We start from the raw sequence: 22,170 nt of genomic DNA on the forward strand, positions 1-22,170 counted from the left end.
GGTGACCAACGTGGCGGACGACAAGAGCGCGGCGCAGGCGCTTGACGCGCCCACTGACGTCGGCGACGCGCTGCTGGTCGGGGAGCCGGTAACGGCGCAGGCCGAGCCGCCGGATCCGCCGACCGAGACGCTGAAAACCCCCAGCAGCGCGTCGCGCCGGGTGCGGGCCCGGCTGGCCCGGCGGATGACCGCCCAGCGCACCACGCTCAACCCGGTGCTCGAACCGCTCGTGGCGGTGCACCGCGAGATCTATCCGAAGGCCAACCTGTCGTTGCTGCAGCGCGCCTTCGAGGTCGCCGACCAGCGGCACGCCACGCAGTTTCGCCATTCCGGTGATCCGTACATCACCCACCCCCTGGCCGTCGCCAACATCCTCGCCGAATTGGGCATGGACACCACCACTTTGGTGGCCGCCCTGCTGCACGACACCATCGAGGACACCGGCTACACGCTGGAGGCTTTGAGCGAGGAGTTCGGCGAGGAGGTGGGCCACCTCGTCGACGGCGTGACCAAGCTGGATCGGGTGGTGCTGGGCACCGCCGCCGAGGGCGAGACCATCCGCAAGATGATTACCGCGATGGCCCGCGACCCCCGGGTGCTGGTGATCAAGGTCGCCGACCGGCTGCACAACATGCGCACCATGCGCTTCCTGCCGCCGGAGAAGCAGGCGCGCAAGGCCCGCGAGACGCTGGAAGTCATTGCGCCCCTTGCTCATCGGCTTGGTATGGCCAGCGTCAAGTGGGAACTCGAAGACCTGTCCTTTGCGATCCTGCATCCGAAGAAGTACGACGAGATCGTCCGCCTGGTCGCCGGCCGCGCGCCGTCCCGGGACACCTACCTGGCCAAGGTCCGCGCCGAGATCACCAATACCCTGGGCGCGTCGAAGATCAAGGCGACGGTGGAGGGTCGGCCCAAGCACTACTGGTCGATCTATCAGAAGATGATCGTCAAGGGACGCGACTTCGACGACATCCACGACCTGGTCGGCATCCGGATCCTCTGCGACGAGATCCGGGACTGCTATGCCGCTGTCGGCGTGGTGCATTCGTTGTGGCAGCCGATGGCGGGCCGGTTCAAGGACTACATCGCCCAGCCCAGATACGGCGTATACCAGTCGTTGCACACCACCGTCGTCGGACCGGAAGGCAAGCCGCTGGAGGTGCAGATCCGCACCCGGGACATGCACCGCACCGCCGAGTACGGCATCGCCGCGCACTGGCGCTACAAGGAAGCCAAGGGCCGCAACGGGGTTCCGCATCCGCACGCCGCCGCCGAGATCGACGACATGGCCTGGATGCGCCAACTGCTCGACTGGCAGCGGGAGGCCGCCGACCCGGGCGAGTTCCTGGAGTCGTTGCGCTACGACCTTGCGGTGCAAGAGATCTTCGTGTTCACCCCCAAGGGCGATGTGATCACCCTGCCGAACGGGTCGACGCCGATCGATTTCGCCTACGCCGTGCACACCGAGGTCGGCCACCGCTGCATCGGTGCCAGGGTCAACGGGCGGCTGGTGGCGCTGGAACGAAAGCTGGAAAACGGCGAAGTCGTCGAGGTTTTCACCTCGAAGGCGCCCAACGCCGGGCCGTCGCGGGACTGGCAGCAGTTCGTGGTGTCGCCGCGCGCCAAGGCGAAGATCCGGCAGTGGTTCGCCAAGGAGCGGCGTGAGGAGGCGCTGGAGGCCGGCAAGGAGGCCATGGCCCGCGAGGTGCGCCGCGGCGGACTTCCGTTGCAGCGCTTGGTCAACGCCGAATCCATGGCCGCGGTGGCCCGCGAGCTGCACTACGCGGACGTGTCCGCGCTCTACACCGCGATCGGCGAGGGCCACGTGTCGGCGCGCCATGTCGTGCAGCGGCTGCTGGCCGAGCTGGGAGGGATCGACCAGGCCGAGGAGGATCTCGCCGAACGGTCCACGCCGACGACCATGCTGCGCCGCCCGCGCAGCAGCGACGACGTCGGCGTCTCGGTTCCCGGCGCCCCAGGCGTGCTGTCCAAGCTGGCCAAGTGCTGCACGCCCGTGCCCGGCGACCAGATCATGGGCTTCGTCACCCGCGGCGGGGGAGTGAGCGTGCACCGCACCGACTGCACCAACGCCGCGTCGCTGCAGCAGCAGGCCGAGCGCATCATCGAGGTGCACTGGGCGCCTTCGCCGTCGTCGGTGTTCCTGGTGGCCATCCAGGTCGAGGCGCTCGACCGGCACCGGCTGCTCTCCGACGTCACGCGGGTGCTGGCCGACGAGAAGGTCAACATCCTGTCGGCTTCGGTGACCACCTCCAACGACCGGGTGGCGGTCAGCCGGTTCACCTTCGAGATGGGCGACCCGAAGCATCTCGGGCATCTGCTCAACGTGGTGCGCAACGTCGAAGGCGTTTTCGACGTCTACCGCGTGACGTCCGCCGCCTGAGGCTCAGCCGATCCGCACCGAGTTGATCGTGACCGGGTTGGTCGGAGCCCCGCTCTGCCGGTTGCCTGCGATGCCCGCCTGGGCGATCTTGTCGAGGACCGCCAGGCCCGCCTGGCTGATGGTGCCGAACACCGTGCTCTGCGGCTCCAATTCCGAATCCCGGAACACCAGTACGAATTGGCTGCCGTTGGTGTTGGGACCCTCGGTGGCCATGATCACGGTGCCGCGCGGGTACACCACCGTCGCCCGCAGCGCGGGGTCACCGGCCGGGTATTGGTTGGTGGGGTATTCGTCGGCGAATTGATAGCCGGGGCCACCGGCGCCGTCCGCGTCGGGGCCGCCGCACAGCAGCGACCCTCCGTCGGTCGAGTTGATCAGCCGGGCGCACTGGGTGTTGTCGAAGAATTGCTGCTTGGCGAGGCTGACGAAGCTGTTGACCGTGCACGGGGATTCGTTGTTGGCGAGCTCGATGCCGATGTCGCCCAGGTTGGTCGAAACGGTGGCCGGGATCTGCGCGGGTTCGGTGGAGACCCTGCCGGTCGGGGGCGGGCTGACGGGCTTGACGACGGCGTCCGGCGCGCTCGGGTATTGGCAGTTGGCGCCCAGATCGGCCGGCGGGGCGAACGCCGGCAGCGGCGGCACGGTCCCCGTTGCCTGCGCGGTCGGTCCGGAACTCGATCCCGGCCGGTTGGGAACGCGGGCGCGGGTCGGGGTGCTCGATGCCGCGCTGCCGGCCGAGTCGTCGCTCTGGCTCACCAACGCGATGACCAACGCCACCACCGCGGCCAGCGCCAGGGCCGACGCGCCGACGATGCCCAGCAGCAGCCGCCGGGAATGCGTCGGCGGGCGATACGGCGGGCCGGCGCCGAGGTTGGCGCCCGTCGGGGGGAAGTCCTGCGTCGGTTCCTGCGGGGCCGGTGGCCCCGGTGGCGATGCCGGTGGCGCCGGCGGGGGGCTCCACGCCGCCGTCGCGGCCGGGGCGGCCAGCGCCGCCCGGGCGGCTTCGGCGAGTTCCATCGCCGACTGGTAGCGGTATTCGGCGTCTTTGGCCATCCCGCGGGCGACCACCGCATCGAGGGCTTGGGGCACACCGGCGGCGGTCATCGACGGCCGCGGCGGCGGCGTGTTCAAATGCGCGTTGAGCTGTTCCTCGAGGCTGTCGCCGGCATAGGGCCGCCTGCCGGTCAGGCACTCGTGCAGCACGCAGGCCAACGAATACACGTCGGCGCGGTGATCCGTTGTGCCCCTGAACCGTTCGGGCGCCATGTAGGCGACGGTGCCCATCGTGTGCCCGGTCTGCGTGAGCGACGTGTCGGCCAGGGTGCGCGCGATGCCGAAATCGATCAGGTAGACGAAGTCGCGCGCCTGGGTGAGAAGAATGTTCTTCGGCTTGACGTCGCGATGGATCAGCCCCACCTGGTGGGCGCTATCCAGCGCGGCGGCAACCTGTTCGATCACCGCCACCGCGCGCTCGGGGGACAGGCGCCCCCCGTTCTCTTCGATGTACTGCACCAAGTCGCGGCCTTCGATCAGGCGCATGTCGACATAGAGCCGACCGTCGATCTCGCCGTAACCGTGGATGGGCACCACGTGCGGGTCGTTGAGGCTCGCCGCGATGCGTGCCTCCCGGCGGAATCGCTGTTGAAACTCCTGATCCTCGGCCAAGTTCGGGGGCAGCACCTTCAACGCGACGACCCGATCGGTGGCGGAGTCGTAGGCACGGTAGACCTGGCCCATGCCGCCGCGCCCCAAAACGTCCAGCAGTTGGTATTGCCCGAAAGACTCTGTCCCCACGCAACGACCTTAAGCGGTGGACCACCCGTTGGTCGCCCGATTCGAATCAGCGGCGTTGCGCTGCTTGGCTTTAGTCGAGCAACAGCGAGGTGATGGTGACGTCGGAGGCCGGTGCGCCGTCCTCACCGCCGCCGGCGACGCCGGCTTTGGCGATCTTGTCCAGCGTGGCCAGCCCGTCCGGCTGAATGGTGCCGAAGACGGTGTATTGCGGCGGCAGCTGGGAGTCCTTGTACACCATGAAGAACTGGCTGCCATTGGTCCCGGGACCGGCGTTCGCCATCGCCAGGGTGCCCCGCGGGTAGAGGACCGGCTGTTGCGCCTTCGGGTCGTTCGGCGGGTATTGGTCCGTCGGGTACTCGTTGGCGAATTGGTAGCCCGGGCCGCCCGTGCCGTCGCCCTTGGGGTCGCCGCATTGCAGCACGCCCAGGTCAGCCGACGTGGTCAGCCGGTGGCACTTGGTGTTGTCGAAATATTTCTGGCCGATCAGGCTCGCGAAACTGTTTACCGTGCAAGGTGATTCGTTGTTGGCGAGCATCAATCCGATGCGACCCTGGTTGGTCACCATGCTGGCGCTCACCTGGGCGGGGTCGGTCGGCACCTTGCCGGTGCGCGGCGGCTTGACCTCTTTGGCGGCCGGTTGCGGTGACGCCGGGTACTGGCAGTTGGCACCCAGGTCGGCCGACGGCTTGAACGCCGGCAGCGGCGGAACGGGCGGCGTCGGCCCGGGGGGCGTCGTGGACTCCGGCGAGCTGCTGGGGGCGGCGGATGTCGTGCTCGTCGCGGTGTTGCTCTTGTGCTCGTGTTTGGTGTTGATGACCGTGAGCACCACCGCGACGACCACCGCCACGGCCACGGCCGAGCCGGCGGCGATCAACACGATCCGGCGCATCTTGGCTTGCTTCGCGCGGCGCTCCAGCTGCCGTTCGAGCTTGCGCTTGGCGTTGGCACGTCGCTGTTCATTGGTCGGCACGGCCGTCTGCCTCCATGGTCGGTAAGTCGGGTGCCCGCGAAAGGCGTCAGTGGCCAGCTCAGGCTAATGTGGGCGCCGCGACCGGTGTCAAGTGGGGCCCGTGGGAAACTGGGAACCGTGTTGATCACCGGATTTCCCGCAGGCATGTTGCAGTGCAACTGCTATGTGCTGGCTGAGCGGCCGGGGACGGACGCCGTCATCGTGGATCCGGGCCAGCGGGCGATGGGCCCGCTGCGGCGCATCCTCGACGAGAACCGGCTGACCCCGGCGGCGGTGTTGCTCACCCACGGACACATCGACCACATGTGGTCGGCGCAGAAGGTGTCCGACACCTTCGGCTGCCCGACCTACATCCACCCCGAGGACCGGTTCATGCTCAAAGACCCGATCTACGGCCTGGGTCCGCGGGTGGCGCAGCTGATGGCGGGTGCCTTTTTCCGCGAGCCCAAGCAGGTCGTCGAGCTGGACCGCGACGGCGACAAGCTCGACCTGGGCAGCGTGACCGTGAACGTCGACCACACGCCCGGGCACACGCGTGGGTCGGTGGTCTTCCGGGTAGCGGGAGACAACGATGTGGTGTTCACCGGCGACACCCTGTTCGAACGCTCGGTCGGCCGCACGGACCTGCACGGCGGCAGCGGCCGCGACCTGCTGACCTCGATCGTGGAAAAACTCCTGGTGCTCGACGACGAGACCGTGGTGCTGCCGGGTCACGGCAACGCCACCACCATCGGCGCGGAGCGGCGATTCAATCCGTTCATCGAAGGCCTCAGCCCGTGACGGAGTTTCACGCGCCCAAGGGGGTGCCGGACTACGTCCCGCCGGACTCCGCGCAGTTCGTGGCCGTCCGTGACGGCTTGTTGGCCGCCGCCCGCCGGGCCGGCTACGGCCACATCGAGCTGCCCATCTTCGAAGACACCGCCCTGTTCGCCCGGGGCGTCGGCGAATCCACCGATGTGGTGTCCAAGGAGATGTACACGTTCGCAGACCGCGGCGACCGCTCGGTCACCCTGCGGCCCGAGGGCACCGCCGGGGTGGTGCGCGCGGTGATCGAGCACGGCCTGGACCGCGGGGCGTTGCCGGTCAAACTGTGTTATGCGGGGCCGTTTTTCCGCTACGAGCGGCCGCAGGCCGGCCGCTATAGGCAGCTGCAGCAGGTGGGTGTGGAGGCGATCGGCGTCGACGATCCGGCGCTGGACGCCGAGGTGATCGCCATCGCCGACGCCGGCTTCCGTTCGCTGGGACTGGACGGGTTCCGCCTGGAGATCACCTCGCTGGGCGACGAGACTTGCCGCCCGCAGTATCGGGAACTGTTGCAGGACTTCCTCTTTGGGCTCGACCTCGACGACGAGACGCGCAGGCGCGCCGAGATCAACCCGCTGCGGGTGCTCGACGACAAGCGACCGGCCGTGCGGGCCATGACGGCCGACGCGCCGGTGTTGATCGACCACCTGTCCGACGTCGCCAAGCAGCACTTCGACACCGTGCTGGCGCACCTGGACGCGCTCGGCGTGCCCTACGTCATCAACCCGCGCATGGTGCGCGGACTGGACTACTACACCAAGACCACCTTCGAGTTCGTGCACGACCGTCTGGGCGCGCAATCCGGCATCGGCGGCGGCGGCCGTTACGACGGCCTGATGCACGAGCTCGGCGGGCAAGACCTGTCCGGCATCGGCTTCGGGCTGGGCGTCGACCGCACCCTGCTGGCGCTGCGCGCCGAGGGCAAGACCGTGGGGGAGACGACCCGCTGCGACGTGTTCGGCGTGCCGCTGAGCGAGCGGGCCAAGCTCCAGCTGGCGGTGCTGGCCGCGCGGCTGCGCGCCGCCGGCGTGCGCGTCGACCTGGCCTACGGCGACCGTGGCCTCAAAGGGGCGATGCGCGCGGCCGACCGTTCCGGGGCGCGCATCGCGCTGGTCGTCGGCGACCGTGACATCGAGTCGGGGACGGTCGGGGTGAAGGACCTCTCGACGGGGGATCAGGTGCCCGTTGCGGCGGATTCTGTTGTCGCCGAGGTTCTTTCGAGACTAGACCGGTAGCCTCCGTCGGGCTATTTCTTGCTCGGAATGATGATGACGACGATCAACGTGAGGATCGAGAAGAATAGGCCGAGAATTCCCCACCCCAGCGGATTGCGGCCCTTCGTCATTGCGATGATTGCGCAGATAAATGCGGCGATAACGCTGCCGATGGCGACAAAGATTCCCTTGATGCCGCGGAGAATGAAGCCGGCCGCGACGGGGTCCGAACTCGCCAGAATCATCGAGTGCAACATGTCGGGTCCTTTCGTGAGGGGCCCAAACGTCATACCCACCCGAATGCGCGATAAAACCGCAGTCGGGTCTAGGCGCTCACCGAAAACGCGTTATCCGCGCGGATAACCGCGCCGGACCGTGCGATCCAGAATTCCCAACGTCGCCCGCAATGCGCCCTCGGACAGAATCGGGAAAATTCCGGCTTCCCGCCACTTGGGGTCGATGTTCGACCAGTCGTAGAACGAGGTGACCACGGTCGCCGCACCGTTTTCGCTGGGCTGGAGTCGATAGCCGTAGACATGGCCGATCGGAGGCTGAATTTTGCCCAGAACGGTCCACGCGATCAGGCGGTCCTGTTCGAATTCCGTGATGTCGACGGTGACGTCGTACTTGCCGAATTGCGGAAAGTCGTTCAATGACTCGCGATCCATGTGCACGACGAAGCGGTCACCGACGCCGCGCACCGGATCGCCTTCGGCGCTTTGCAGCATTCCGGACGAGTCGATCGCGACGTGGCCCTGCGGGTCACAGAGCACCGCGAAGATTTCCGGCGCCGACGCCGCGATGGTGCGCTGAACCTCGATGCGTTCGGTCATGGGTGCCTCGCGGCCGGAGTAGGTACGACGGGGTCGTCGCTCACTCTACGACCGTTGTGACATTTTCGGTGCCCTCTAGGCCGCCGCGGCACCGCGCTCAGCGCGCGGGCGGGGTCGGGTTCATCAGCCGCCCGTGCGCGATCACCGATCCGTGTTGCTTGAGCCGCTGGGTGCGGATGCTGACCTCGTAGGTGAGGACCTCTTCGATTGCCCCGAGGCGGTTGGAAAGGTACTCGTACAGATCACTGACGTCACGGCAGATGACCACCGCCATCAAATTCTTCCTACCGCTGACGGCGGCGGCGAACGCGACTTGGTCGTGCGCTGCAATCTGTTCCCCGACACGGTGTGTGTGCCGGGGCGCGACCGTCAGCCAGAGCATGGCGCTGAGGTGGTAACCGAGGCGCTCGGGAAGCACGTCGACGTCGTAAAGCAACGCCCCGGCCGCTTCGAGCGCCGCCAAGCGCCTGCGCACTCGCGCCACCGACCAGCCCGTGCGCTCGGCCAGCCGTACCTGGGGGGCGCGGCCGTCATCGGCCAGCGCATCGAGCATGGGACGGTCTTCGAGGGTCGGCCGGCACGTCTGCCCGGTTGTCGGGCGGTCGACGACAGCGAGGATTTGCTCGGCCTGTTCGCCAGTGAGCTTGTGGCCGTAGCCCGTCCACGGCGCGCTCGGGGCTCGCCCGAACGTGTGCAGCACCGCGTCGATGCCGATGTCGATGACCGAACCCGCTCGCGGAAGCCGCTTCAACAACACGTCGTCGCGGCTGTCGCCGAGCGGTGCCCGGATGGTGCACACCAGGTCGGTCCAACCCGAAAGGACGTTGGCGTGGGAGACATCCGGGTTTCGAACCAGCGCGTCGGCCAGCTGCGGTATGCGGTCGGGCTTGGCGTGTATCCGGCAGACCCAGTGCGCCCAATCGGCGTCACCGTCACCCCACGGGTTCTCCAGACCCACGACCCGGACGACTCCGTTCCGGCGCAGCCTGTGGTAGCGGCGGGCAACCGTCTGTTCGGTCGTTCCGAGGACCTCGGCCATGTGGCGGAACGAGACCCTGGGCGATATCTGTAGGGCATGCAGGATCTGTCCGTCCAGCGCGTCGATCATGAGCAATGATAGGCGGATCTCGGCATCCAGTGGGGATTTATCAACACTTTGAGCCGTACGCTGGTTGTTTCGTCACCGACGCTGCGAGCCTTGCACCATGAAGCTGACACGCAACATCGTCCTGGTTACCGGCGGAGGCAGTGGAATCGGCCGAGCGTTGGCCGAATCCCTGTACCGCCTGGGCAACCGGGTGATCATCGCCGGGCGGCGCCGCGAGGTCCTGCAAGCCGCCGCGGCCGCCAACCCCGGCATGGACTGCGTGCATCTGGATCAGAGCGACCCGGTCAGCATCGCTGGGCTGGTTGCCGAAGTGACGGGTCGCCACCCCGGGCTGAACGTCGTAATCAACAACGCGGGGATCATGCATACCGAGGACCTGCTGGCCGGTGACGCCGCCGCGGCGGAGGAAACCGTGGCGGTCAACCTGCTCGGGCCCATCCGGCTCACCGCCGCACTGCTACCCACTCTGCTCGCGCAGCGAGATGCCGCAATCGTCAACGTCACCTCCGCCCTGGCCTTCGTACCTAAGGCGGTCACGCCGACGTATTGCGCGACCAAGGCGGCACTGCACTCCTACACCGAGTCGCTACGCCACCAGCTGCGCGACACGGCGATTGAGGTAGTCGAGGTCATCCCGCCACGGGTAGAGACTGACATTCAGCGCGGTCTCGGCAATGCATCTCATATCGTCGCGTTGGATGCCTTTGTCGCCGAGGCCATTTCGTTGCTGCGATCCAACCCGGGCGCCACCGAGATCGTGGTCGATGCCGCTCGGCGCGTGCGATTCGCCGCGCGCGAAGACTCGTACGACGAGATCTTCACCGCCGTCAATCAGACAACCATGCAGAAATAGCGGAGGATTCCCATGCAGATCGGAATTGGCCTGCCGAGCCACATCGCCCACGTGCGGGGTCCGCTCACCGTGCGTTGGGCCCGCCGGGCGGAACAACGAGGGTTCGCCAGCCTGGCCACCATCGACCGGCTGGTCTACGAAAGCCTCGATTCGATCGTCGCATTGTCCCTCGCCGCAGGCGCGACCAGTGAAATCGGTTTGATCACAAACGTTTTGCTGGCACCCCTCTACCCGGCCGCGCTGCTTGCCAAGCAGCTCGCCACCATCGCGGACGGCACCGGCAACCGGCTGAGCCTGGGTTTGGGTGTGGGCAACCGGACAGACGACTACGCGGCGGTTGGCGCCGACTTCGGCCGGCGGGGACGGGTTCTGGACGAGACGGTCGGATTGTTGCGCGAGGCGTGGCGCGCCGCGCCGGTCACCGGCGACAAGGGGTTGTGCCCGCGGCCGGTGCGCATCCCCATCCTGTTCGGGGGACGGTCGGAGGCCACCATGCGCCGGGTCGCGACGATGGGTGACGGCTGGTCGGCCGGCGCCCTGCGCGACTACGACAATCAGGCGTCATTCGCCGATCGGGCACGCGCGGCGTGGCGGGAGGCGGACCGGTCGGGGCAGCCGCGGCTGCACGCCAGCGTGAACTTCGCGTTCGGCGATGAGGACACTGTCCGGCTCGGCCGGGAGCATCTACAGCGCTACTACGGATTCAAGCCGGACTACGCAGCGCTCAACGTCGCCGACCTGCTGACCACCCCGCAGGACGCGGCGACCACCGTGCGCGCCTACCGCGACCTCGGTTTCAATGGGCTGGTGTTCCATCCCTGCGTCGCAGGGGTCGATCAGGTGGATCGCCTTGCCGACGCCGTCCTCTGAGCGGCCGCTGCACGAGAGGAGTTTGCGCGGGGCTCGGCGAGCTCATGAGCGTTGTTCGAATAGCTCGTGAACCCGGACCGCGGAGGAGGCAGTCGCGAGCTGCCCGAAGAGTTTTCGGCGCGCAGATCGACCGCGGTTTATCTACTAGCTGCGTGCGGCTTGCAGCGCCACTGCGACTTGAGCCAGCCAGATATTGTCGGCCAGCGGTCGTCCGGTGAGTTCGGCGAATCGGCGCAATCGGTAGTTGATGGTGTTGCGGTGACAGTGCAGTTCGTCGGCGGTGGCCGAGACGGACTGGCCGCGCTGTAGCCAGGTGTCGACGGTCGTGAGGAGTGGTTCGCGCCGTTCGGCTGGCAACTCGAGTACCGGTCCCAATGTGGTTGTCACTACGGATGCGGCGGCGTCTGGTGAGCTGGCGAGCAAGACCGCGATGACGTCGCGGTTGTAGCGAGTACTCGGGCGACTGTTCGACGAGGCTGACATAGCGACTTGCGCCTGAGCGCGGGCTTTTGAGCAGTCGGCGACCTCGGTGAAGGGGCTGCTGAGGCCAATCATGATGGGGATGTCGGTGCAGATGGTGGCGGCGATGGTGTCCAGCGCGTCCGCGCGATTCCGTCGAAGCGACACGACCCCCAATTGCGAATGAGACGTGAGACGAAACCACGAGTCCTGAACAGCGGGGTTCGCCGAGATCAGCGTCTCGATGTCGGGAGGCGAATGCGCCACCGAAGGCTCAGCGCTGGTTGCCGAGATGATCGTGAGCTGCCCCGTCCGCGGGAGACCGAGGGCGGCGACCGCGTCCCAGAACGCTGCCCCGACGCTGGATTCGTTGAACAGCACCGTATCGAGCAGGGCGGCGCGAACTTGTTCGTTGCGTCGGGCGTTGCGGATGTCGACTTCGCGGAAAACCGCGTGTGCGCGAAGCGAATTGGTGTTCATCCAGGCGAAGATGGACGGTGTCGCCGCGATGAGGGCTTCCTTCTCGATTTCGCCGATGTCCGCCAGGCGTGCGAGCTCGTCCCAGATGGTCGCTGCGCCGAGGCGGTAGGCGTGCAACAGACTTGACTGCGTCAGACCTTGGCTGGCGCGGTGATGAATTGCGGAATCGAAGCTGTGGTGGCCGGGGTCAGTGCCTCGGTCGATCCATTCGAGCATTTCGTCGAGGTACTCGGCGATGTTGCCCCTAACGGTCTCGCCGTTGTCGTCGTCGATGGGCAAATAGTCGGGTACTTCAGCGCGCAGCCGGGCGAGGACCTTGGTCACGATTGCGCCCGACTGTTGTCGCACGCGATTGGTGAGCACGGTCAGCGGTCGTTGCTGCAACATGTAGCGAATCGTAAAGCGCCGCTCGCTATTGTGCCTGGGCACAAGGCGCACGATCGCGACTTTGGGCTGCCGTTCATTGTGAAGTCCTCCCGCAACGATCACGCTTCTTGTCATGAACGCCGCCCATGATCAGACCATCGTTTTGGTGCACGGCCTGTGGATGACGCCGTTTGCGTGGGAGGACTGGGTTGCCCGTTACCGCGCCAGGGGATTCACGGTTTTGACGCCGGGCTATCCGGGTGTGGCGCCCGGCCCTACGGGGGTCGCCGCGCTGCGCGAGAACCCCTCTCCGCTGGCCGACCTTGGGGTGCGGGAAGTCTTCGACCATCTCGCCGAGATCATCGGCGAACTGAGCCAACCGCCGATACTGATGGGCCACTCGTTCGGCGGCACCTTCGTGCAGCTGCTGCTCGACGCCGGCTACGGGCGGGCCGGGGTGTCCATCGACGGCGCCGCCGTCAAGGGCATCAACGCGCTGCCGTTCTCGGAGGTTCGGGCTACATTCCCTGTATTGAAAAATCCCGCCAACGTGCACCGCGCGGTGCCCATCACAGCGAAGCAATTCCATTACGCCTTCGCCAACACGCTCACCGAAGCCGACTCTGCGAGCGCCTATGAGCGGTACGCGGTTCCGGTGCCGGCGCGCATCCTGTTCCAGGGCGGCCTGGCCAACGTCACGCCCCACGCGGCCACCACCTACAACTTCGCCAACGACGACCGCGCGCCGCTGCTGTTCATCGCCGGCGGCCACGACCACATCCTGCCGCCCGCGGTGCAGCACGAGAACTACACGAAAAACGCCAAACACTCGGCCGCGATCACCGCCTACAAACTCTTCCCCGAGCGAGACCACTTCACCTGCGGCGCACCGGGATGGGAAGAAGTCGCCGACTTCGCCTTGAGCTGGGCGCTGAACCCCGTGCCCGGGGAACTCGACTAACTCTCCTTCTCACTCGCATGAAAGCGACCATCACTTATGACCACAGTGCGCGACGCCATCCTTGACTTGTTCCGCTCGCACAACCTGACCACCTGGTTCGGCAATCCCGGCTCGTCGGAATTGGCGCTGCTGCAAGACTTTCCCGACGACTTCCGCTACTTCCTGGGCCTGCAGGAGATGATCCCGGTCGGGATGGCCGACGCCTACGCGCAAGTCACCCGCCGTCCGGCCGTGGTCAACCTGCACACCGCCCCTGGAATGGGTAACGCGCAAGGCCAGATCTACAACGCCTACGTCAACAAGACGCCGCTGATCATCACCGCGGGCAACCAGCGCCGGAACATGCAAAACCAGTACTGCCTGCTGACCAATCACGAACCCACCACAACACCAAAGCCATTCGTGAAATGGGCCGCCGAGCCGGCGACCGCCAGCGAGTCCCCCGCCGTGCTGGCCCGGGCCATCCACCTGGCCACCACCCCGCCGATGGGCCCGGTGTTCGTCTCGCTGCCGATGGACGACATGCCGATCGAACTGACCGACGGCCAGCTCGCCGATATCGCACTGGTCCGCGATCGCACCGTGACCCACGCGGCGGGTTTCCCGACCGAGCTGGCCGAACAGGTCGGTGCACAACTCGACGCCGCCTCGTCGCCAGCGATCGTTGTCGGCGGTGACATCGACCGCTACGACGCCTACGACGCGGTGATCGAGCTGGCCGAGCGCACCGAATCACCGGTATTCACCGCACCTTTGACCGGTTGGAGCGGGTTCCCGGAAAATCACCGGCTCTATCACGGCGCGCTGCCTCCGGGTGCGGGCTGGATCTCCGGGCTTCTCGCCGGCCACGACCTGATCCTCACGATCGGGACGCCGGTGTTCCGCTATTACCCGTTGGTGCCCGGGCCGTACCTGCCTGAGGGAGCTCGCTTGATCCAGATCACCAACGATCCCGACGAGGCCGCCCGCGCCCCCGTTGGTGACGCGATCGTCGCCGACATTCGCACCGCGGCCCGGGCCTTGGCGGCGGCGGTCAAGCCCACGCAGCGCGCCGCGCCCGCGCCGCGCGCCGCGGTCCCCGAACGGGTGTCGGAGCAGGTGCCGCTCAAGCCGGCGGACCTGTGGACCGCCGTCGGGCACGCCGCACCCGCGGACACCCTGTGGGTCAGCGAAGCGGGCAGCAACGAGATCGTTATGACCGAAAGCATCCGCCCGGGCAATCCGCGATCACATCTGTCGGCCGCCGGTGGCGGGCTCGGCTGGGGGCTGCCGGCGTCGGTCGGCGCTCAAGTCGCGGCTCCTGACCGCCCGGTGGTGTCGTTGATGGGCGACGGCTCCATCCACTACGCGATCACCGCGCTGTGGAGCGCGGCACGCTACAACATCCCGCTCACTATCGTCGTGGCCTCCAATGCCGAGTACGGCGTGGTCAAAGAATTCGGCGTCTGGGAGAAGACCCCGAATGTCCCGGGGCTCGACATTCCCGGACTCGACATCGTGGGAACCGCGGCCAGTTACGGCGTCGACGCCCACGAAGCACACAGCTCCGACGAAGTGTACGAACTGGTCAAAGCCGGCATCGCCGACCGCGACCGTCCCACCCTGATCAACGCCCGCACGACGCCCGTGCCCGCGGGATTCGGCAGCTAGGAGACATTAGTGGATGACACGGTCATTTCGGCGTTCGCCGCGGCGCTTCAGGGCCGCGACGCGGTGGCCGCCGACGAGGCTACCCTGGTTGAACACACCGAAGACTACTGGGGTTTCGGCCAGCAACCCGGTCTGGTGTTGCGCCCGCGCAGTCGCGACGACGTCGTCGCCGCAGTCAAAGTTGCTGCTGAACATCACGTTTCGTTGGTTACCCGGGCCGGCGCATCGAACTGCAGTGCCGGAGTCATGGCCGGCGCGGACCGCGTGGTGATCGATCTGACACAGATGAACCAGATCCTCGACATCAACCCGGCAGCTCGCACGGCTCGAGTCCAGCCCGGTGTCATCAACTTCGATCTGCAGCAGCAGTTAGCCCCGCACAAGCTGGTGTTCTCACCCGACCCGGTATCGGCACATCTGGCGAGCGTCGGCGGCAACATCATCGAAAACGCCGGTGGGCCACACGCTCTCAAGTACGGCGTTACCTACAACCACGTCCTCAGCGTCGAAGCGGTTCTGGCTGATGGCACCGTGATCAACCTCAGCGCGGCCGACGACGGCCCGGATCTGCTCGGTGTGCTGATCGGGTCGGAAGGTACCCTGGCGATCCTCACGGAGGCGACCGTCGCGTTGCGCCCCATCGCGCCGGTCACTCGCAGCCTGATGGGCAGCTTCAACACCGCCCGGGAGGCAGCCGAAACCATCTCTGCGATCATCCGGACCGGGACCGTGCCCGCGGCGGTCGAGTGGCTCGATCGAGCCGGCATCAACGGCCTGCAGCAGTTCACCGACACCGGCTATCCCACCGACGCCGACGCGATCGTGCTCATCGACGTCGACGGGACCGCCGCCGAGGTCGACCGCGACGGCGCGATCGTAGAAAAGGTCCTGCGACAACACGCCACCGAGGTGCGCCGCGCCGACGACGACGAGGCCCGCGCCAAGCTCTGGTACGGGCGCCTCCACGCCCCGGACGCCGTCGTGCACAGCGGCAAAGGCTTCTTCATCGGCGACGTCACCGTCCCACGCCAACACATTCCGGAGATGCAGCAGGCAATCCAGGACGCCGCCAAACGACACTCGGATGCCCTGCTGTTCATCGCCGTGACCGGACATGCCGGAGACGGGGACCTCCACCCGACCACCTTCTACGACAAGGAGAACCCCGACGCGCCCGCGGCTTTGGAGGCCGCCAACAACGAGATCATCGAAGCGGCGTTGAAGCTGGATGGAACGATCACCGGCGAGCACGGGGTCGGTACCGAGAAAATCCAATTCATGACCAAACGCTTCACCCCGGTCGAGATCGCCGCTCAACGCATCCTCAAGCGGGTCTTCGATCCCGCGCACACGTTCAACCCCGGCATCATGCTGCCCGAACCGTCACCGGAAGAACCCCCGCTGCCTGCGTTCGAGGCCGCCGTGCGCGCGGCGCTCGAAGGTCGTCCGAACTCCGCACCCCACGCCGACGGCGACGACACCACGGTAGAGGTCAACACCGGCAACTTGAACCTGGTGGTCGGCGCCGCGGTCACCCTCGGCGACCTGTCGCGCAAACTCCACGAGCAAGGTGTGACCTGCCCGGCCATCCCAACAGAGGGCCTCGACCGCACCGTCGGCGAACTGATCGCCAACGCTACCGGCGATGAACGTCTAGAGGTGCGCCACGGACTGCTCGGTGTCGAGGTTGTCCTGCCCGACGGTGCCGCCGCGGCCCGCTTCGGCGGCCAGAACATGAAAGACGTCGCGGGCTACGACACCAAACGGCTGTTCATCGGCGGCGGAAACGCATTCGGGACGATCACCAGCGCTGTCTTCAAGATCGCAGTCGAACGGTAGGCCGATGTCCTGGCAGATGCATGCCATCGCTACCTACGGGCGACTCGTCCGGCGACCTCGCACCTATGCCAGCGCGCGGAGCGCGCGCGCCTATCTCAATCGGCCCAAGAAAAGCGGCGGACCACCCTCTCGGATAGCGACGTCAGCTCGTTACCATCTGACCAGTGCCACCGTGGGCGGGTTCGATTGCTACACAGTGCAATCGGCGAGCGGTACGCCGATTCCTACCCGCGGTCCGTCGGTGGTCTACGTCCACGGGGGCGCCTACGTCAACCAGATCGCGCCCGCACACTGGAAACTCGTCTGCGCGATCGCCGACGCGACCCGGCGCCCTGTGCACGTCCCCCTCTACGGACTTGCGCCGCAACACCATGCGGACGAAGCGATCGACTTTGTCGGGCAGGTGATCGGCCGAGCCGCGCATGACGGGCCCACCTATGTTGCCGGTGACTCCTCCGGCGCGGGCCTGGCGCTCGCCGCTACCCAGGCCACCATCAGCGCCGGAGCCACCCAGCCGCTCGGGCTCACCCTGATCAGTCCGTGGCTCGACATCGCACTGACCAATCCCGTCATCCCGACCCTCGCCAAGCGCGACCCCTGGCTCGCGGTTCCCGGCCTGCGCGAGTGCGGCCGCGTATGGGCCGGACACCTGCCGGCGGACGACTACCGGGTCAGTCCCATCTTCGGTGGGCTGCACAATCTTCCACCCATCGACCTCTACGTCGGCGACCGCGACATCTTCGTCGCCGACTGCCGCCGGCTGCGGGACAGCATCGGCACCGGCCGCATTGCCTACCACGAGCAGCCCGGGGCGATTCACGTCTACCCGCTGCTGCCCGTTCCGGAAGCCAAGCCCGCATGCCGTGCACTGCTCAGCCACATCGAGGCCGCCCTCGTCAAAAGTGAGCAATTTTGACGAGTCGCACGCTCGCCCTCCCGCGCACCACCACACTGGAGGACCTGCGCTTCACCGCCCTGGTGGCGCTGCCCAATGTGGCCGAGGGCCTCTTCAGCCGCCGACCCGCGGTAACCGCTGCGCTCAACCGAGCCGGTGTCGCCCGCGGCGCACACCGGCTGCTCACCGCGCTGCACCGGCGCTACGGTGACGGACCGATCTGGGTGAAGGTGGGAAGCAAGCCCACGCTGCTCGTCTTCGGCCCGGATCAGATCCGTTTCGTACTCTCCCACGCGCCAGAGCCTTTCGCGTCCGACCCCGAGCCCAAACTCTCCGGAATGAACAAATTCCAGCCGCACGCCCTGACCATCTCACGAGGCGACCATTGGTCCGACCGCCGCCGATTCACCGTGGCTGTCCTGGCGCACGCCGCCGGTGGCGGCGCGGTCGCCCACCGCTGCGACACCGTCGCGGACCAGGAAGCCCGAGCCATGCCCGACAACCTTGACTGGCCGCGGTTTCACAGCGTGATACAGCGAATCGCGCGCCGAATCATTCTCGGCGACAACGCAGCTGACGACCAAAAAATATCGGTACAACTCGTGACGCTGATGACCAAAGCCAACCCGCCCGGCAGGGGAGACCCCGAGCTTTTCGACACCTTCCTGACCGCGCTGAGCCGCTACGTTCAAGCCGCGGACGCACACAGCCTGGTGGGGCAATTCGCCGCGGCGCCCGCCTCCGACATCACGTACCCGACCCATCAAGTCATCCACTGGATGTTCGCGATGGGTGACACCCTGGCCATCAATCTCTGGCGTTGTCTAGCGCTGCTGGCCACACACACCGAGATTCTCCTCAACGCGCAGAACGCAATCGACGAACACAGTGCCCACGACTACCTCGTGGGCTGCCTATCCGAGGCGATGCGCCTCTGGCCCAGCACCCCCGTGTTGGCGCGAACCCTCACCGGGCCCACCGAGTGGGACGGCGAGATCGTGCCCGCGGGAACACAAGTCATGATCGTCAACACCTTCAACCATCGCGACACCAGCCGTTTCCCCGGGGCCGATCAGTTCGATCCCATAGTGTGGACCCAAGGGGCCGCCCAATCGTCGTGGTCATTCAACTTCTTCAGTCACGGGCCGCAAGCATGCCCTGGCGCCGACCTTGCGCTGCGAATCGGTGTCGCGGTATTGACGGCCGTACTCGGCGAGCGCAGCCCGGCGGCGACCGGTGCCTATCCGCACCCACACCGACCGCTGCCACTCATGCTCGACCACTCGCGTTTTGGCATTCGATTGAGACGCCGGCCCTGAGAAACAGGCACCGCGCAGACTCGTCGGCCACGCTCAAAGTCGCGGGGTGCGGCCATCGCCGGCGGTAGCCCCGCCGCCGCCTCCGACGATCGAGATGCCCGGCCACATCTGCCCACGGTGCTTGACTCCAGATCGAACTAATGTTCGAATAGGTCATGCGCTGGGCGGACCAGGCCATCGCGGTCAACGGACGGCCCGTCGAGGACGGGGCGCTGCCGGGGCTGCAGCGGATCGGTTTTGTCCGGAGCGTGCGGGCCCCGCAGTTCGGGGGGATCACGTTTCACGAGGTGCTCTGCAAGTCCGCGCTCAACAAGGTGCCGGACGCCTCCGCCTTGCCCTTCCGGTACACCGTCAACGGCTACCGCGGCTGCTCGCACGCCTGCCGCTATTGCTTTGCCCGGCCGACACACGAATACCTGGACCTCAACTGCGGCAATGACTTTGACAGCCAGGTCATCGTCAAGACCAACGTCGTCGCGGTGCTCCGGCGCGAGCTGCGGCGGCCGTCGTGGCGACGCGAGACCGTCGCGCTGGGCACCAACACCGACCCCTACCAGCGGGCGGAGGGGCGCTACGCGCTGATGCCGGGCATCATCGCCGCCCTCGCCGAATCCGGGACACCGCTGTCGATCCTGACCAAGGGCACGCTGCTGCGCCGCGACCTGCCGTTGATCGCCGCCGCGGCGCAACAGGTTCCGCTCTCGGTCGCGGTGTCGCTGGCGATCGGTGACGCGGACCTGCATCGGGACGTCGAGCCGGGCACGCCCACGCCGCAGGCGCGGCTGGGACTGATCGCCGCGATCCGCGAGGCCGGCCTGGACTGCCATGTGATGGTGGCGCCCGTGCTGCCGCACCTGACCGACTCGCAAGAACACCTCGATCGGCTGCTCGGTCAGATCGCGGCCGCGGGCGCCACCGGTGTGACGGTCTTCGGGCTGCACCTGCGCGGCTCGACCCGCGGTTGGTTCATGTCCTGGCTGGCCCGCTCGCATCCCGAGCTGGTGGGCAGCTATCGCGAGCTCTACCGGCGCGGGGCGTACCTGCCGGCCGACTACCGCGAGATGTTGCGGAAGCGGGCGGCGCCACTGATCGCGAAGTACCGGCTGGGTGGTGAGCATCGCTCGTTCCGCCAACCCGTCGCGCCGATGCAGGCGGAGCCGGAACCCCTTCAGGCGACGCTGTTTTGAACTAGGCCGGCCGGTCGGTGCGCGGCTTGGTCAGGGTGAACTGGTCCACCACCGTCACCGCGCCGAACGGCCCGCTCAGCGCGTAGTGGGTGGCCTTGATCGAGGTGTTGCCGCCGGGGTTACCGGGGTCCACGTCGAATGCCGCGAAGCCGTAGGGATTGTCCCGGTCGCGGAATGCGGACCATGGCGCGTCCTCGACGACGTAGATCGGTGCCTTGCGCCCGAGCCCCGGGTCGAACGCGCCGACACCGGTCAGCACGCGGCAGCGCGGCTCGGGGAAGAAGAACCCGTTCGTGGGGGCGGAAGTGCCGCCGCCGCCGATGACGAGGTGCACCGTTCCCTTGGTGGAGTCGATGACGTCGTCGCGGGTGGTCACGGGTATCGGCGTTCGGGTGTCGCTCGGCAGCGTGCCGCGCAATGGGTGCGACCGCTCGTAGTGGTGTTCGTGCCCGCACACCACCAGGTCGACCTGGTGCTCGTCGAACAGCGGGAGCCATTCCTCGCGGATCCCCAGGTCGGCACCGTTGGCCTTGTCGGCGGTGGAGATCGCCGTCTGGTGCATGCACACGACGATCCAGTCGATTTCGGGATCGCGCCGCGCCGTGGCGAGTTCGTTTGCCAGCCAACGCTTCTGCTCGCCACCCGAGTAGCCGTGCACGTAGAAATTGCCGCCGTCCTGAAACGCCACGTCGTCGTTGTTCAGGCTGATCACCCGCACCGAGCCGGCCGTGAACGAATACCACAGGCCGCGGGTCTCGGGACTGGAGCCGGAATCGGGGACCGCGAAGTACGTCTGATACGCGCCGTAACCGATTGGGCCGTTGCCCAATTCGTTCTCGTGGTTGCCCGCCGCCGGCATCCAGGGCCGGTAACGCGCCGACCGCGTGTTGTTGTCGAACCAGGCCGACCAGGTGCGGATACGGTCTTGTGCGAGGTTGGCATAGCACAGATCGCCGTTGACGAGGTTGAACAGCGGCGCCATCCGCTCTACCGCCAGCGTTGTGTCGGCGGATGCGGGCGATCCGATGTTGTCGGTGCCGTATGTGCCGTCCGGCAGTCTCTCCAGCGTCGGCGTGGACTGATCACCGAAGCTGGTGAAGCGAAAGGGTTTTCGGCCCGACGGGGCGGTCCGGATGGTGCCCATCTCGGGCTCCGCGCCGTCGTGCACCGCCGCGTACACGTAGTCGGTGTCCGGGGTGAGGTTTGTCAGGCGGGCGTGGTTCACGCGAACCTCGGTGTTGGACTTGGCGTCCCGATAGGTGCGGGTTTCGGCCGCCACCGTGTGCCCGAGGCCCGACGTGGGCGTGCCGAACATGACGCGCGGATTCCGGACCGCGTCCACGGTGTGCCAGGACACCACTACCTCGGAGCCGGCATGCCGGCCGAATTGCAGGTGCAGTCCCGTCACCGGTGGGCCGCCGTTGCGGCTCGGCTGATACCAGAGGGCGGGCGCGCTGGTGTGGGACCACAACATGGCGGCCCCGCCGCCCGCACCCGCACCGAGGGCGGCCGAGACCGCGCTGGTGGTCAACAGCCTGCGGCGGCTGATGCCGGGGGCGGGTTCCCTTCCGCCAGGGTGTGCGGGATCGTCGGCCACTCCTGCTTCATACCCGAGGGCGGTGAACGCCGCGGAACGGGCGCCCATGCGGCTCGAGCAAATCCCGCGGCCCTTTCCAGGCGTAGCCCCGTAACGAATTGGGTAGCGTTTTCGATATGACGAACGTGCGAATAGTGACCACGGGGGTCGCGGTGGCGACGTTTGCGGCAGCCGCAGCGCTGGCCGTCACGCCCGCGACCTCATCTGCGGACCCGGCCGGCCACCAGGTGACCTACACCATCACCGCCACCGGCAATCTCACCGGCAACGTCCGCTACATGAACACCGATCCGCCCAGCCAGGCCGCCTTCAACGCCAACTCGTCGCAGTACTTGAACAGCGTGCAGACGGCGTTCACCGCGGGGCAGCCGCTGGTGTACAACACGACGCTGGCCGACCCGAATCAATGGGCGTTCGTGAACGCGAGCGGCGGGTGCCACTGGCCGGACTGCGATTCGTCGAACACGCCGCAGATTCAATGCCAGATCGCGGTCGACGGCCAGGTCGTGGTGACGCAGAGCGCCACCACGGGCGTCACCTGCTCGACGCGGCCCTGGTGAACCGGTAGAA

19 protein-coding genes are annotated in these 22,170 nt (G+C 67.1%); 12 read left to right on the forward strand and 7 right to left on the reverse strand.

Annotation, left to right across the window (positions count from 1 at the left end):
* The first annotated feature begins 10 nt into the window (after window positions 1-10).
* Window positions 11-2,401: a bifunctional (p)ppGpp synthetase/guanosine-3',5'-bis(diphosphate) 3'-pyrophosphohydrolase gene (locus tag A5711_RS20050; protein WP_067949640.1), complete on the forward strand. Its 2,391-nt coding sequence runs from the start codon at window positions 11-13 to the stop codon at window positions 2,399-2,401.
* Between the two features lie 3 nt (window positions 2,402-2,404).
* Here A5711_RS20050 and A5711_RS20055 read toward each other — a convergent pair whose 3' ends face one another.
* Together A5711_RS20055 and A5711_RS20060 are read right to left on the reverse strand one after the other, a co-directional pair.
* Window positions 2,405-4,138: a protein kinase gene (locus A5711_RS20055; RefSeq protein WP_082975782.1), complete on the reverse strand. Its 1,734-nt coding sequence runs from the start codon at window positions 4,136-4,138 to the stop codon at window positions 2,405-2,407.
* Window positions 4,139-4,265: 127 nt separating this feature from the next.
* Window positions 4,266-5,165 (reverse strand): peptidylprolyl isomerase, encoded by a 900-nt coding sequence (locus A5711_RS20060; protein ID WP_067949587.1) that lies wholly within the window; start codon window positions 5,163-5,165, stop codon window positions 4,266-4,268.
* A 117-nt stretch (window positions 5,166-5,282) separates the two neighbouring features.
* On the opposite strand from A5711_RS20060, the gene A5711_RS20065 reads away from it, so the two are divergent.
* A complete protein-coding gene (locus A5711_RS20065) occupies window positions 5,283-5,945 on the forward strand; it encodes an MBL fold metallo-hydrolase (RefSeq protein ID WP_067949589.1) in 663 nt (220 codons plus the stop codon).
* Window positions 5,942-7,204 (forward strand): histidine--tRNA ligase, encoded by a 1,263-nt coding sequence (gene hisS, locus A5711_RS20070; protein ID WP_067949592.1) that lies wholly within the window; start codon window positions 5,942-5,944, stop codon window positions 7,202-7,204. The genes A5711_RS20065 and hisS overlap by 4 nt, the downstream gene beginning before the upstream one ends.
* Window positions 7,205-7,215: 11 nt before the next feature.
* Here hisS and A5711_RS20075 read toward each other — a convergent pair whose 3' ends face one another.
* The 3 genes from A5711_RS20075 to A5711_RS20085 form a co-directional block, all read right to left on the reverse strand.
* Window positions 7,216-7,440 (reverse strand): deoxyribodipyrimidine photolyase, encoded by a 225-nt coding sequence (locus A5711_RS20075; protein WP_067949594.1) that lies wholly within the window; start codon window positions 7,438-7,440, stop codon window positions 7,216-7,218.
* Between the two features lie 90 nt (window positions 7,441-7,530).
* Complete coding sequence (locus A5711_RS20080; RefSeq protein ID WP_067949596.1) at window positions 7,531-8,016, reverse strand: SRPBCC family protein; 486 nt, start codon at window positions 8,014-8,016, stop codon at window positions 7,531-7,533.
* A 97-nt stretch (window positions 8,017-8,113) separates the two neighbouring features.
* Complete coding sequence (locus A5711_RS20085; RefSeq protein WP_082974385.1) at window positions 8,114-9,154, reverse strand: Lrp/AsnC family transcriptional regulator; 1,041 nt, start codon at window positions 9,152-9,154, stop codon at window positions 8,114-8,116.
* A gap of 67 nt (window positions 9,155-9,221) precedes the next feature.
* On the opposite strand from A5711_RS20085, the gene A5711_RS20090 reads away from it, so the two are divergent.
* The gene (locus A5711_RS20090) at window positions 9,222-9,977 is read left to right on the forward strand and encodes an SDR family oxidoreductase (RefSeq protein ID WP_067949601.1); all 756 of its coding nucleotides are present in this window, start codon (window positions 9,222-9,224) and stop codon (window positions 9,975-9,977) included.
* Between the two features lie 12 nt (window positions 9,978-9,989).
* Complete coding sequence (locus tag A5711_RS20095; RefSeq protein ID WP_067949602.1) at window positions 9,990-10,847, forward strand: LLM class flavin-dependent oxidoreductase; 858 nt, start codon at window positions 9,990-9,992, stop codon at window positions 10,845-10,847.
* Between the two features lie 144 nt (window positions 10,848-10,991).
* Here A5711_RS20095 and A5711_RS20100 read toward each other — a convergent pair whose 3' ends face one another.
* A complete protein-coding gene (locus A5711_RS20100; RefSeq protein ID WP_082975780.1) occupies window positions 10,992-12,287 on the reverse strand; it encodes a CdaR family transcriptional regulator in 1,296 nt (431 codons plus the stop codon).
* Here A5711_RS20100 and A5711_RS20105 point away from each other — a divergent pair.
* The 6 genes from A5711_RS20105 (at window position 12,286) to A5711_RS20130 (ending at window position 20,003) form a co-directional block, all read left to right on the forward strand.
* The gene (locus A5711_RS20105; RefSeq protein WP_067949606.1) at window positions 12,286-13,113 is read left to right on the forward strand and encodes an alpha/beta hydrolase; all 828 of its coding nucleotides are present in this window, start codon (window positions 12,286-12,288) and stop codon (window positions 13,111-13,113) included. The genes A5711_RS20100 and A5711_RS20105 overlap by 2 nt on opposite strands.
* Window positions 13,114-13,149: 36 nt before the next feature.
* Entirely contained in the window at window positions 13,150-14,763 is a 1,614-nt protein-coding gene (mdlC, locus tag A5711_RS20110; protein ID WP_067949607.1) for a benzoylformate decarboxylase, read from the forward strand.
* Window positions 14,764-14,772: 9 nt separating this feature from the next.
* The gene (locus A5711_RS20115; RefSeq protein WP_067949608.1) at window positions 14,773-16,602 is read left to right on the forward strand and encodes an FAD-binding oxidoreductase; all 1,830 of its coding nucleotides are present in this window, start codon (window positions 14,773-14,775) and stop codon (window positions 16,600-16,602) included.
* Window positions 16,603-16,798: 196 nt separating this feature from the next.
* Entirely contained in the window at window positions 16,799-17,518 is a 720-nt protein-coding gene (locus A5711_RS20120; protein ID WP_231987509.1) for an alpha/beta hydrolase fold domain-containing protein, read from the forward strand.
* Complete coding sequence (locus A5711_RS20125) at window positions 17,515-18,816, forward strand: cytochrome P450 (RefSeq protein WP_067949609.1); 1,302 nt, start codon at window positions 17,515-17,517, stop codon at window positions 18,814-18,816. The genes A5711_RS20120 and A5711_RS20125 overlap by 4 nt, the downstream gene beginning before the upstream one ends.
* A 155-nt stretch (window positions 18,817-18,971) precedes the next feature.
* Window positions 18,972-20,003, forward strand: a complete 1,032-nt coding sequence (locus tag A5711_RS20130) for an Rv2578c family radical SAM protein (RefSeq protein WP_067949611.1) — start codon at window positions 18,972-18,974, stop codon at window positions 20,001-20,003.
* A gap of 1 nt (window position 20,004) precedes the next feature.
* Here A5711_RS20130 and A5711_RS20135 read toward each other — a convergent pair whose 3' ends face one another.
* Window positions 20,005-21,648, reverse strand: a complete 1,644-nt coding sequence (locus A5711_RS20135; RefSeq protein ID WP_082975781.1) for a metallophosphoesterase family protein — start codon at window positions 21,646-21,648, stop codon at window positions 20,005-20,007.
* Between the two features lie 68 nt (window positions 21,649-21,716).
* Between A5711_RS20135 and A5711_RS20140 the strand changes: the two genes are divergently transcribed.
* Window positions 21,717-22,160, forward strand: coding sequence for a hypothetical protein (locus A5711_RS20140; protein WP_067949613.1), 444 nt, complete (start codon window positions 21,717-21,719; stop codon window positions 22,158-22,160).
* Window positions 22,161-22,170: the final 10 nt, after the last annotated feature.

Source organism: Mycobacterium sp. E2238 (genome assembly GCF_001672665.1).
Lineage (GTDB): Bacteria > Actinomycetota > Actinomycetes > Mycobacteriales > Mycobacteriaceae > Mycobacterium.